Consider the following 13753-nt stretch of genomic DNA (forward strand, 5'->3'; position numbering starts at 1 on the left):
GAGATTTTGCATGACTATACATGAGTATAAAATAGAAAATAAAGATGACGTCGGCGACGTATCGACAAAGTATTACCTGAATTCAATTCAGATTGGTCACGTACACAGATCCAAGATTGGATTAAATTATCACTTGTAAAAGTAAATGATAAGCTAATTAAGCCAAATTATAAGACGAAGTTAAACGACCATATTGTAGTAACTGAAAAAGAAATTGTAGAAGCAGATATCAATCCAGAAAATTTAAATTTAGATATATATTATGAAGACGATGATGTAGCAATCGTCTATAAACCTAAAGGCATTGTGGTGCATCCTTCAGTCGGGCATTCAACAGGGACACTTGTAAATGGTTTAATGTATCAAATGAAAAATTTATCTGGCATTAATGGTGAAGTACGTCCAGGTATTGTACACCGTATTGATAAAGACACATCTGGTCTATTAATGGTAGCCAAAAATGATATTGCACATCGTAGTTTAGTGGATCAATTAGTTAAGAAAACTGTGACACGTAAATACGTAGCACTTGTTCACGGCAATATACCGCATGATTACGGTACAATAGAGGCACCAATTGGTAGAAATAAAAACGATCGTCAATCAATGGCAGTGGTTGATGATGGTAAAGAAGCTGTTACACATTTTAATGTATTAGAGCATTTTAACAATTATACTTTAGTAGAATGTGAATTAGAAACAGGGCGTACACACCAAATACGTGTACATATGAAATATATTGGATTCCCTCTTGTAGGTGATCCAAAATATGGACAGAAGAAAACCCTGAATATTGGTGGACAAGCACTACATGCAGGTATCATTGGTTTTGAACACCCAGTGACACAAGAATATATTGAAAAGTCTACACCACTCCCTGAAGACTTTGAGCAATTATTAGAAGATATTCGTAAAAGTGATACTAAATAATAAGCATGAACTTGAAAGATAAAGTTTTGAAGATTTCAAGTTAATATATAAGCACAAGCTACTAGAATTCTATATTTAGAACCTAGTAGCTTTTTTATGTTTGTTTATAAGCAAGAAAAATCACCGTATGAATGAAATAAACATCTTCTAATGATTAACTTGAATTTTAATTGACCGCTTGCAAGTGAATTGTATTCATGGTAATATAGTGACAGTTTAATAGAACGTCATACGTCTTTAAATGAAAGTCCAGAGAGGCTTCGAAGACATGTAGTTAATATAAGGTACATAAACATATTGTGTGTTTGTGAAAACAAATGAACACTGTTGTAGCTGAAGTTTATCAGCGCAATGGGAAACATAGCGGTTAAATCCCTGTGTAGAGAAAGCATCTAAGTTAAGTGAAGATAAATCTCTTGTTTGTTTATGATACCTTATAACTAAACCTCATGTCTTAATAAAGGCATGAGGTTTTCTTTGTATTAAATGAGATAGATATTTATCAAATTAAGGAAGGTGCCTAAAATGTCAGAACGAGTTATTATGGATGAAGCAACGATTCAAAGAACGGTGACACGTATTGCACATGAAATTTTAGAGTATAATAAAGGTACTGATAATTTAATATTGCTAGGTATTAAAACGCGCGGTGCATTTTTAGCGCGACGTATTCAACAAAAAATTGAACGCATAGAAGAGAAACTTGTACCAACTGGAACGATTGATATCACTCAATTTAGAGATGATTTAGAACAGACAATAAACGAAGCTGAAGAAAGCGCATATGAAATTGATGTTAATATTACAAATCAAGTCGTAATTATCATTGATGATGTTTTATATACAGGACGAACGGTGAGGGCTTCCTTAGATGCAGTGTTACAATACGCTAGACCTAAGAAAATAGGCTTAGCTACACTAGTTGATCGAGGACATCGAGAATTACCGATACGTGCAGACTTTGTTGGTAAAAACATACCAACAGCAAGGGAAGAAGCTGTGGCAGTTTTTCTTGAAGAAATCGATGATAGAAATGCAGTAGTAATTGAATAGCACCTTTTAATTCAGTACGAGAGACTGGAAAAGGGAAGAGGATTTAAATTTTCAGCTACGATCTAAGCATTAGATACGTAAGCAATTCATTTATAGTTGTCAAATGCACGATGTTGATAACATTCCTCTTCACATATACTTTGTTTTATTGCGAGTTATCTATAGTCAAAATGTCAATGGCTATAAATCAACTTAGCAATAATCAAGATATATACTTTTTAGTCTCTTTACATGAATTTAATGTAAAGAGATTTTTTTATGAGAGGAAGCATAAGACATGGAAAATGAAACAATGTTTGAACGGACAGTTAAGCCAGTATTAGATGTGCAAGATAGACCTAAATTAGGACAATGGGCATTCCTGAGTACACAACATTTATTTGCGATGTTTGGTTCAACTGTACTCGTACCATTTTTAACAGGATTACCTATATCTTCAGCGTTATTAGCTTCTGGTGTAGGGACATTGTTATACATACTAATTACCAAAGCGAAGATACCAACGATACTTAGGGTCGAGCTTTGCATTTATTACACCCATTATTACAGGACTTAATTCACATAGCTTAGGTGACATGTTGATGGCGTTGTTTATGAGCGGTGTAATGTATGTACTTATAGGGTTAGCAATTAGATTAACTGGAACAGCATGGCTGATGCATTTACTGCCGCCGGTTGTTGTAGGACCAGTCATTATGGTTATAGGGTTAAGTTTGGCACCTACGGCAGTGAATATGGCAATGTTTGAGAATTCCTCAGAGATGCAAGGATATAATCTAAGTTATTTAGCAGTAGCAATGACCACATTAATTGTAACAATCATAGTGCGGGGTTATTTCAAAGGCTTCCTATCTTTGATACCAGTATTAATTGGTATTATCACAGGTTACATCCTTTCAGCATTGATGGGACTTGTCAATTTTGCGCCAATAGCGCAAGCAAAATGGTTACAATTTCCGGACGTGTATTTACCATTTAAAGACTATACGCCATCCATTCACATGGGATTAATCATTGTCCTGATTCCTATTGTCTTTGTGACTGTAAGTGAGCACATTGGTCATCAAATGGTTATTAACAAAATTGTAGGGCGTAACTTTTTTAAAGATCCAGGTTTAGATCGTTCGATTATTGGTGATGGTGTTTCTACCATGTTTGCAAGTTTGATTGGTGGCCCCCCAAGCACGACTTATGGTGAAAATATTGGCGTTTTAGCCATTACAAAAATTTATAGTGTTTACGTCATCGGAGGCGCAGCAGTTATTGCTATTATTTTAGGGTTTGTTGGTAAATTTACAGCGCTCGTTTCATCTATACCTACACCTGTAATGGGAGGCGTATCAATATTACTTTTTGGTATTATCGCGACAAGTGGTCTGAGGATGCTAGTCGAAAGTGAAGTTGATTTTGCAAGTAACCGCAATCTTGTTATTGCATCAGTCATCCTTGTAATTGGTATTGGTAATCTCGTCTTTAACTTAAATGGCATCGGTATCAATATGCAAATAGAAGGCATGGCATTAGCAACTTTAGCAGGCATTATACTCAATCTTATCTTACCTAAGGAAACACCAGCGAATAAATAAGCATTGATCATTATGAGGAGGCTAAAAAATTGGATAACTTATTGTCGATGGAACATCTAACTACAAATGAAATATATGAATTAGTCAAACGTGCGAGTGCAATAAAAAAAGGTGAACTAGAACCTCGACGTTATGAAGATAAATTTGTAGCAAATTTATTTTTTGAAAACTCAACACGTACGAAAAGTAGTTTCTTAGTAGCAGAACAAAAATTAGGACTGAAATTAATTGATTTTGAAACAAATACATCTTCTGTTCAAAAAGGGGAAACATTATATGACACATGTAAAACTTTAGAACAAGTAGGTGCAGATGTTCTGGTAATAAGACATTCACAAACCACTTATTATGACGAATTAAAATCGCTTAACGTACCAATTATTAACGCAGGAGATGGCAGTGGGCAACACCCGACACAAAGCTTATTAGACATCATGACAATCTACGAAGAATATCAAACTTTTGAAGGCTTAAATATCTTAATTTGTGGTGATATTAAAAACTCTCGTGTCGCTCGAAGTAATTATCAAAGTCTAACAACACTTGGTGCTAATGTAATGTTTTCTAGCCCAGATGCTTGGAAAGATGATTCCTTAGATGCGCCGTATAAAGATATTGATACTGTTATAGATGAGGTAGATATAGTAATGTTATTAAGAGTACAACACGAAAGACATACTGATGAGAACACAACACAATTTGAAGTAAGTAACTATCATAATCAATACGGTTTAACGCAAGAAAGATATAATAGGCTGAAATCACAAGCAATCGTGATGCATCCAAGACCAGTAAATAGAGGTGTGGAGATAGAACATTCACTTGTAGAAGCATCAAAATCACGCATTTTCAAACAAATGGAAAATGGCATGTACTTACGCATGGCGGTTATAGATTATATTTTACAATCGAAAGGGGCAGAAACAAATGAAATTATTAACGAATGCTAAAATCTTAAAAAATGGTGAATTTGAAACGGTGTCTATCTTAGTTGAAGGACAACATATTAAACAAATAGCTACGCAAATTGAGGTAGATACAAATACTGAAGTTATAGATGTTAAAGGACAATTTGTTTCTCCAGGTTTAGTAGATGTACATGTGCACTTACGTGAACCAGGCGGGGAACATAAAGAAACAATAGCAACGGGCACAAAAGCAGCAACAAGAGGTGGATTTACAACCGTCTGCCCAATGCCAAATACACGTCCGGTACCTGATTCAGAAGAAAATTTAAATCATTTAAATCAATTAATAGAAGATAACGCTGAAGTAAGAGTATTACCTTACGCAGCTATTACAGTGAGACAAGCCGGTAAAGAACATGTCGATTTTGAAACACTTGCTAACAACGGCGCGTTTGCATTTACAGATGATGGTGTTGGTGTTCAACAAGCTAATATGATGTATGAGGCCATGCAAGCGGCAGCAAAAGTGAATAAAGCAGTCGTAGCACATTGTGAAGATAATAGTTTAATTTATGGTGGCGCTATGCATGAAGGGCAACGCAGTGAAGCTTTAGGCATTCCTGGTATTCCAAATATTTGTGAAGCAGTACAAATTGCACGTGATGTGCTATTAGCAGAAGCGGTCGGCGCACATTATCATGTATGTCATGTATCTACGAAAGAGAGTGTCAGAGCAATTCGTGATGCTAAAAAAGCAGGGATACATGTGACAGCAGAAGTTACACCACATCATTTATTATTAACTGAAGATAATGTTCCAGGTGATGATGCGATTTATAAAATGAATCCTCCATTAAGAAGCAAAGAAGATAGAGAAGCACTGATTGAAGGCCTATTAGATGGTACGATAGACTGTATTGCAACAGACCATGCGCCACACGCTACAGAAGAAAAAGCACAGCCTATGACAAAAGCGCCATTTGGTATTGTTGGAAGCGAAACAGCTTTCCCATTATTGTATACGCATTTTGTAAAAAATGGTGATTGGTCGTTACAACAGTTAGTAGATTATTTAACGATTAAACCAGCTCAGACTTTCGAGTTACCTTATGGTACATTAGAAGAAGGCGGATTAGCAGATTTAACAATTATTAACCTAGATGAGGAAAGTGAAATAAAAGCAGAGGATTTTGCATCTAAAGGAAGTAATACGCCATTTATAGGTTATAAAGTATATGGTACGCCAGTATTAACAATGGTTGAAGGTGAAGTTAAATTTAAGGAGGAACAATAATGTTGAAGAAACGCTATCTAGTTTTAGAAGACGGTTCATATTACGAAGGCTATCCCCTTGGTTCTGACCAATTAACAGTAGGAGAAATTGTTTTTAATACTGCAATGACGGGTTATCAAGAAACAATATCGGACCCGTCATACACGGGTCAAATTATTACATTTACATATCCACTTATCGGAAATTATGGTATAAATCGAGATGACTTTGAATCACTTGTACCTACCCTAAATGGTGTAGTTGTTAAAGAAGCAAGTGATCATCCAAGCAATTTCAGAAAACAAAAGACATTACATGACGTATTAGTAGAATATGATATTCCAGGTATTTCAGGTGTTGATACGCGTAGTATTACCAGAAAAATCAGAAATTTCGGCGTGTTAAAAGCAGCTTATACTGATAATAAAGCTGAAATTGAATCATTAGTAGAACAGTTAAAAACGACTGAATTACCTAAAAATGAGGTGACAGAAGTATCAACGAAAACACCTTACGTTTCAACTGGTTATGATTTGAGTGTCGTATTAGTCGATTTTGGTAAAAAACAGAATATCGTTAGAGAATTGAATTTGCGTGGTTGTAATGTAACCGTCGTACCATATGATACTTCAGCTGAGGCAATTATGAGAATGACTCCAGATGGGGTAATGCTTTCTAACGGACCAGGAGACCCTGAAGAAGTAAAAATCGCAGTTGAAATGATTAAAGGTATACTAGGACACGTTCCGTTCTTTGGTATATGTTTAGGACATCAACTTTTCGCCTTATCTCAAGGTGCCACATCATTCAAAATGAAATTTGGTCATAGAGGTGCCAATCATCCTGTAAAAGATCTCAAAACAGGAAAAATTGCAATAACGAGTCAAAACCACGGTTACGCAATCGATAAAGACTCATTAATTGATAGTGACTTAGAAATCACACATATTGCAATCAATGATGGAACGGTAGAAGGTTTAAAACATAAGTCATTACCAGCATTTTCAGTTCAATATCACCCTGAAGCATGTCCAGGACCATCTGATTCAAATTACTTATTTGATGAGTTTATCGATATGATGAATGATTTTAAAGCGAAGGAGCGTATGTCAAATGCCTAAACGTACAGATATAGAAACGATTTTAGTTATTGGATCCGGACCAATTATCATTGGTCAAGCTGCAGAATTTGATTATGCAGGAACACAAGCTTGTCTAGCATTAAAGGAAGAGGGCTACCGTGTAATATTAGTAAACTCTAATCCAAGCAACAATTATGACTGACAAAGAAATTGCAGATAAAGTATATATTGAACCATTAACACATGATTTCATAGCTCGCATTATTCGTAAAGAACAGCCGGACGCATTATTACCTACATTAGGTGGACAAACAGGATTGAACATGGCCATTCAACTACATGATAGTGGTGAACTTGAAGCAAACAATGTGCAACTTTTAGGTACTAAATTAGAATCTATCCAACAGGCAGAAGATAGAGAATTATTCAGATCATTAATGAATGAACTCGAGGTACCTGTGCCTGAAAGTGATATTGTAAACACCGTAGAACAAGCGTTTATGTTTAAAGAAAAAGTAGGCTATCCACTCATCGTAAGACCAGCATTTACAATGGGAGGCACTGGCGGTGGTATTTGTCATAATGATGATGAGTTTAAAGAAATTGTAGCGAACGGTCTACATTATAGTCCAGCAACACAATGTTTAATTGAAAAATCAATCGCTGGTTTCAAGGAAATTGAATATGAAGTAATGCGTGACAAAAACGATAACGCAATCGTTGTGTGTAATATGGAAAATATTGATCCAGTTGGTATACATACAGGTGATTCGATTGTTGTGGCGCCGAGCCAAACATTGTCAGACATTGAATATCAGATGCTACGTGACGTGTCATTAAAAGTAATCCGTGCCTTAGGAATAGAAGGCGGCTGTAACGTGCAATTAGCTTTAGATCCACACTCTATGGATTATTATATTATTGAAGTGAATCCACGTGTGTCCCGTTCATCAGCATTAGCTTCTAAAGCAACAGGATATCCAATTGCTAAACTAGCGACTAAAATTGCAGTTGGTTTAACGTTAGATGAAATGTTAAATCCAATTACAGAAACATCTTACGCGGCATTTGAACCAACTTTAGATTATGTTATCTCGAAAATCCCACGTTTCCCATTTGATAAATTTGAAAAAGGTGAACGTGTTTTAGGAACACAAATGAAAGCAACTGGTGAAGTTATGGCAATTGGTAGAACTTACGAAGAGTCATTACTTAAAGCAATCCGTTCATTAGAATATGGTGTACATCACCTTGGTTTGCCTAACGGAGATTCATATGATTTAGATTATATTAAAGCACGTATCAATGACCAAGATGATGAACGTTTATTCTTTATAGGTGAAGCGATTCGTCGCGGAACAACATTAGAAGAAATTCATGAAATGACACAAATTGATTACTTCTTCTTAAATAAATTCCAACACATCATTAATATTGAGCATGATTTGAAGGCTAATAAAGGTGACATCGAATATCTGAAATTTGCGAAAGATTACGGCTTTAGTGATCGTGTCATTGCACACCGTTTTGATATGACCGAAGAAGAAGTTCATGATTTAAGAATAAAAAATGGTATAACGCCAGTTTATAAAATGGTAGACACTTGTGCCGCAGAGTTTGAATCAGCAACGCCATATTATTACGGTACGTATGAATACGAAAACGAATCTATTGTTACAGATAAAGAAAAAATTCTTGTACTCGGTTCAGGACCAATTCGTATAGGACAAGGTGTAGAATTTGATTATGCAACAGTGCATGCAGTTTGGGCAATCCAACGTGCAGGTTATGAAGCAATTATCATTAATAACAATCCAGAAACTGTATCAACAGATTTTTCAATTTCTGATAAGTTATACTTCGAGCCATTAACAGAAGAAGATGTTATGAATATTATTGATTTAGAGCAACCTAAGGGTGTGGTTGTACAATTTGGTGGTCAAACAGCTATCAACTTAGCAGATAAACTTGCTAAACATGACGTTCAAATTTTAGGAACATCTTTAGAAAATCTAAATCGTGCTGAAGACCGTAAAGAATTTGAAGCATTATTACACACAATCGATGTGCCTCAACCAAAAGGTAAAACAGCAACGTCTCCTAAAGAAGCATTAGAAAATGCAAGGAATATTGGTTATCCAGTTGTTGTAAGACCTTCATATGTATTAGGTGGACGTGCGATGGAAATCGTGAATAGTGATGCAGAACTAGAAGATTACATGAACCAAGCAGTTAAAGCGAGCCCAGATCATCCGGTACTAGTAGATAGTTATTTGACAGGTAAAGAAATTGAAGTGGATGCCATATCTGACGGGGAAACTGTTATAATCCCTGGCATTATGGAGCATATCGAAAGAGCTGGTGTTCACTCAGGTGACTCTATAGCAGTCTATCCACCACAAACATTAACGCAACAAGAAATGGATACGTTAGAAGACTATACGATTAGACTAGCTAAAGGATTAAATATTATAGGATTAATTAATATCCAATTTGTTATCGCTCATGATGGCGTCTTCGTCTTAGAAGTGAACCCACGTTCGAGTCGTACGGTACCATTTTTAAGTAAAATTACGGACATCCAGATGGCTCAGCTAGCAATGCGTGCGATTATGGGTGAAAAAATTGTAGACTTAGGCTATAAAGCAGGGATACAACCATATGCTGAAGGTGTTTTTGTCAAAGCGCCAGTGTTCAGCTTTAATAAGTTAAAAAATGTTGATATTACGCTCGGACCTGAAATGAAATCAACAGGGGAAGTTATGGGTAAAGATACAACAATGGAAAAAGCCCTATTCAAAGGATTAACAGCCGACGGTATGGAAGTAAAAGATCATGGTACTGTATTGATGACAGTGAGTGATAAAGATAAAGAAGAAGTAGTCAGTATCGCACATCGTTTAAATGAAGTAGGCTATAAAATTTTAGCAACTGAAGGTACTGCGAATAAATTAGCTGAGCATCATATACCAACAGAAATTGTTGGTAAAATTGGCAAAGAAGATGATTTATTAACGCGTATTCAACAAAGTGAAGTACAAATTGTAGTTAATACGATGACGAAAGGTAAGGAATTCGAACGTGATGGTTTCCAAATCAGACGTACATCAGTTGAAAATGGCGTACCTTGTCTCACTTCATTAGACACAGCCGATGCACTAACGTCAGTGATTGAAAGCATGACATTTACAATGAAAAATATGTAATAGTTAAGTTTGATACCACTAAGATAAAATAACAGTGCGAGTGCATAACATTATTTTATCTTAGTTCATATAGTAGAAGATCTTAAAATACGAGGTGTAGAACATATTATGAATAATTTACCAATTATCGCACTAGACTTTGATTCATCAGAAACGGTGGATGCATTCTTAGATCAATTTGATGAGCCACTTTTTGTAAAGGTGGGTATGGAACTTTTTTATCAAACTGGACCACAATTTATAGAATCTATTAAAGCACGTGGGCATGATATTTTTTTAGATTTAAAATTACATGATATACCGAATACTGTGGGTAAGGCAATGGAAGGGTTAAGTAAATTAAACGTTGATTTAGTCAATGTACATGTCGCTGGTGGAACTGAAATGATGACACGCGCATTAGAAGGTTTAAGAAAACACAACCAAAATATTAAAATTATAGCAGTTACACAACTTACTTCAACTACAGAATCTATGTTAAGAAATGAACAAAACATTCAAAGTTCTATAGAAGATGCAGTGCTTAATTATGCGTATCTAGCCAAAACGTCTGGTTTAGACGGTGTCGTATGTTCACCGCTTGAAGCGAGCATTACTTACAGGTGAACTCGGTAAAAACTTCTTAAAAGTAACACCTGGTATCAGACCAACAAATGCGCATTCAAATGATCAAAAAAGGATTACTACACCGGAAGATGCGAAACAATTAGGCTCGACACATATTGTAGTAGGTCGACCAATTACGCAAAGTGATAATCCGGTCGCAAGTTATCATAAAATTAAAGAGAGTTGGTTAAGTAAGAATGGCTAAAGCAATAGCAAAATCACTATTAGATATTAAAGCAGTTTCACTTTCGCCCAACGATCCGTTTACATGGAGTTCAGGTATTAAATCACCTATTTATTGCGATAACCGTGTGACATTAGGTCATCCGTCAGTACGACGTAATATTAGAGATGGTTTAAGTTCGTTAATTAAAAATAATTTTTCGGATGTCGAAATCGTTTCGGGGACTGCAACAGCGGGCATTCCACATGCTGCCTATGTTTCTGAAGCGCTAGATTTACCGATGAATTATGTGCGTTCTAAGAGTAAGAGCCATGGTAAACAAAACCAAATTGAAGGTGCGTTAAGCAAAGGTAAAAAAGTGGTAGTCATTGAAGATTTAATTTCAACAGGTGGATCTTCTATAACTGCTGTAGAGGCATTAAAAGAAGCAGGAGCTGAAGTTCTTGGCGTAGTAGCTATCTTTACGTACGGTCTAAAAAAAGCGGATGAACAATTTAAAGAAGCCCAAATACCTTTCTTTACTTTAAGTAATTATAATGAATTAATTGAGGTAGCTAAAGAAAAGGGAGACATTTCTGACAATGATATTGATACATTAGTTGAATGGCGAGACAACTTGTCTTAAAATGTGAGTTGGAGGGGATATTATGACAGAAAACCCAAAAAAAGCATATAATCACTTTGCACATTTAAACGATTTTTTAAAAAAGAAGACGATTATAGACATCCAACTCATTCAAACGATAAGAACGAATGGCTATCTAATACATCAGAAGCAAATATATATAAGAAATCCAAGACTACAATTAAACAAAAAGGACATATTAAGTAATTCATAAAATGTAATATGTATAGACGTATTTAAGACCATAATAAAGAGGAAGATCAGAATGAATTTCATTTTGACCTTCCTCTTTATATTAAATCATTTTGATATAGCAAACTTCTTGTTGAACTTCGTTAAATTAAGGTTATTTTTGTAATAACAAAGTTTATCAATATAATTTATAATACTTATTATATGTGCTGACCGTTTTAAAACTAAAATGTGTCATTGTGTAGTAAAGTCATTATTAGCGGATCATAATTTTAATAATAATATAACCTACTAATAAAACTAATGCCGCAATAAGTAATGGAATAATATAAAAAGACATGAAATACCTCCAATTGGATTTATATTTATTCTAACTGTAAATATTAGAAAGTAAAAGAAATAAAGACGATATTGTCATTCAACTAAAAAAGAGATGACAGTTATACATTTTTTGAATGCAATGGGTTAAAAGCGTTACAAGAAATACAAAGTGGTGTGACCACTATTGTTGTGGTACATTTGCATTTATAATACGATGTATAACTTAGAATTACAATAATATATTTTTATGGGGCTGGGACATAAATATATGTCTTAGCCTCTATAGTTATATTAATTTTAGCTGACTGAATTGAAAATACCAATCGTAATCGTTTACCAAAAGGGTTTAATTTTTGAAAATGTAAGGGGTGCTTAAATGAAAATGATGAAACAATTATTCCGTGATCATACTAAAAATATCATTATTTGTTTAATTGGCGCATTTGTCAGTGCAATTGCAGTAAATTGCTTTATTCTAGAATCTAATCTTGGGGATGGAGGCACAGTTGGTATATCTTTAGCGCTTAAATATGCTTTTGGTTGGTCACCAGCTTTAACTTCTTTAATTATTAATACAATTGTTATTATTGTAGGTTGGAAATTTTTAAGTACAAGAACTGCTGTATATACTTTTATTGCAAATACAGCAATTTCTCTATTTTTAGATTTAACTGAAAATTTTAGTACTGGTATAGATAACTTTGTAATCAACGCCGCTTTTGGTGGTGTGTTTGTAGGTGTGGGCATCGGCTTGGTTATTGCAGCAGGTGGTGTCATTGGAGGAACTTCAGTTGTAGCTAAAATGCTGAATAAGTACTTTGATATAAAAACGTCACAAGGCATATTTTTATTAGATGGTTTAGTTGTGCTATCTTTCTTATTTGTATTACCGTTAGAAAATGTGTTGTTTACGATTATTATGATATTCATTACTGAACGTGCAACTGCATTTATAATTGAAGGCTTTAATCCTAAAAAAGCTGTTACAATTATTTCAGATAAAAATGAAAATATTAGTGATAGAATTAACAGTTTTACAGGCAGGGGCTCAACGTTACTTAAAGGCAAGGGTGGTTTCGGTAAAAAAGAAACAAGTATGCTATATGTTGTAGTGCCACAATCTCAAGTCACGCGAGTCAAAAAATTAGTGAATGAAGAAGATGACAAAGCTTTCTTAGTTATACATGATGTACGTGACGTGCTAGGTAGTGGATTTATTAATTTAACATAAGCCAATATTTTGAACGTTTGTAAATAAGAATTTGAAAATATTTTACTACTTATAATAACGTTGTATATTCGATTTTTTACAATTTATCATTTATTCTAGTATTAAGAAGAAATTAAGGAGGTTGGATGATGGCTATACCAAAAATAACTACATTTCTAATGTTCAATGGAGATGCGTAAGAAGCAATTAATTTATATGTTAATACATTTGAAGATGCTGAAATATTGGCATTGGTAAGATATAGTGAGAGTGATAAAGAACCAACTGGTGCTGTACAACACGCTATTTTCAGGTTGAAAGATCAAGTGTTTATGGCAATTGATAATATGAATGGTGTCGATATAGAAATGAATCCAGCCGTATCATTATATGTCACTGTAGACAGTGCGTTAGAAATGGAACGCTTATTCAGTAATCTGAAAAGTGGTGGGGCTATTTTAATGCCTAAAACACAAATGCCACCATTTAGAGAATTTGCTTGGATACAAGATAAATTTGGTGTTAATTTTCAACTAGCATTGCCAGAATAAATTTAAATTAGAGAATGAAAAAAGCT

8 protein-coding genes and 4 pseudogenes are annotated in these 13753 nt (G+C 34.7%); all 12 read left to right on the forward strand.

Translation table 11 applies throughout. The annotated features are described in order from the left end of the window. The first annotated feature begins 10 nt into the window (after positions 1 to 10). A pseudogene (locus ABLV90_RS10015) lies at positions 11 to 930 on the forward strand (RluA family pseudouridine synthase). A 525-nt stretch (positions 931 to 1455) separates the two neighbouring features. After that, entirely contained in the window at positions 1456 to 1983 is a 528-nt protein-coding gene (gene pyrR, locus ABLV90_RS10020) for a bifunctional pyr operon transcriptional regulator/uracil phosphoribosyltransferase PyrR (RefSeq protein WP_460872589.1), read from the forward strand. Positions 1984 to 2260: 277 nt separating this feature from the next. Then, a pseudogene (locus tag ABLV90_RS10025) lies at positions 2261 to 3569 on the forward strand (uracil-xanthine permease family protein). A gap of 29 nt (positions 3570 to 3598) precedes the next feature. Next, on the forward strand, positions 3599 to 4519 hold the full coding sequence (locus tag ABLV90_RS10030; protein ID WP_460872590.1) for an aspartate carbamoyltransferase catalytic subunit: 921 nt from the start codon (positions 3599 to 3601) through the stop codon (positions 4517 to 4519). Beyond that, positions 4497 to 5771: a dihydroorotase gene (locus ABLV90_RS10035; RefSeq protein ID WP_460872591.1), complete on the forward strand. Its 1275-nt coding sequence runs from the start codon at positions 4497 to 4499 to the stop codon at positions 5769 to 5771. The genes ABLV90_RS10030 and ABLV90_RS10035 overlap by 23 nt, the downstream gene beginning before the upstream one ends. Further along, complete coding sequence (locus tag ABLV90_RS10040) at positions 5771 to 6871, forward strand: carbamoyl phosphate synthase small subunit (protein WP_021338704.1); 1101 nt, start codon at positions 5771 to 5773, stop codon at positions 6869 to 6871. The genes ABLV90_RS10035 and ABLV90_RS10040 overlap by 1 nt, the downstream gene beginning before the upstream one ends. Next, positions 6864 to 10038, forward strand: a pseudogene (gene carB, locus ABLV90_RS10045) (carbamoyl-phosphate synthase large subunit). The gene ABLV90_RS10040 and the pseudogene carB overlap by 8 nt, the downstream one beginning before the upstream one ends. A gap of 108 nt (positions 10039 to 10146) precedes the next feature. Beyond that, positions 10147 to 10849: pseudogene (gene pyrF / locus ABLV90_RS10050) on the forward strand (orotidine-5'-phosphate decarboxylase). Next, complete coding sequence (gene pyrE / locus ABLV90_RS10055; RefSeq protein ID WP_427704809.1) at positions 10842 to 11453, forward strand: orotate phosphoribosyltransferase; 612 nt, start codon at positions 10842 to 10844, stop codon at positions 11451 to 11453. Before pyrF ends, pyrE begins: the two are co-directional and overlap by 8 nt. A 22-nt stretch (positions 11454 to 11475) precedes the next feature. Continuing rightward, entirely contained in the window at positions 11476 to 11667 is a 192-nt protein-coding gene (locus ABLV90_RS10060; protein ID WP_460872592.1) for a hypothetical protein, read from the forward strand. Between the two features lie 675 nt (positions 11668 to 12342). Then, the gene (locus tag ABLV90_RS10065; protein WP_427704804.1) at positions 12343 to 13197 is read left to right on the forward strand and encodes a YitT family protein; all 855 of its coding nucleotides are present in this window, start codon (positions 12343 to 12345) and stop codon (positions 13195 to 13197) included. A gap of 185 nt (positions 13198 to 13382) precedes the next feature. Beyond that, the gene (locus ABLV90_RS10070) at positions 13383 to 13727 is read left to right on the forward strand and encodes a VOC family protein (RefSeq protein WP_460872875.1); all 345 of its coding nucleotides are present in this window, start codon (positions 13383 to 13385) and stop codon (positions 13725 to 13727) included. Positions 13728 to 13753 lie beyond the last annotated feature (26 nt).

This window comes from Staphylococcus sp. 2S1 (assembly GCF_046721335.1).
Lineage (GTDB): Bacteria > Bacillota > Bacilli > Staphylococcales > Staphylococcaceae > Staphylococcus > Staphylococcus equorum_A.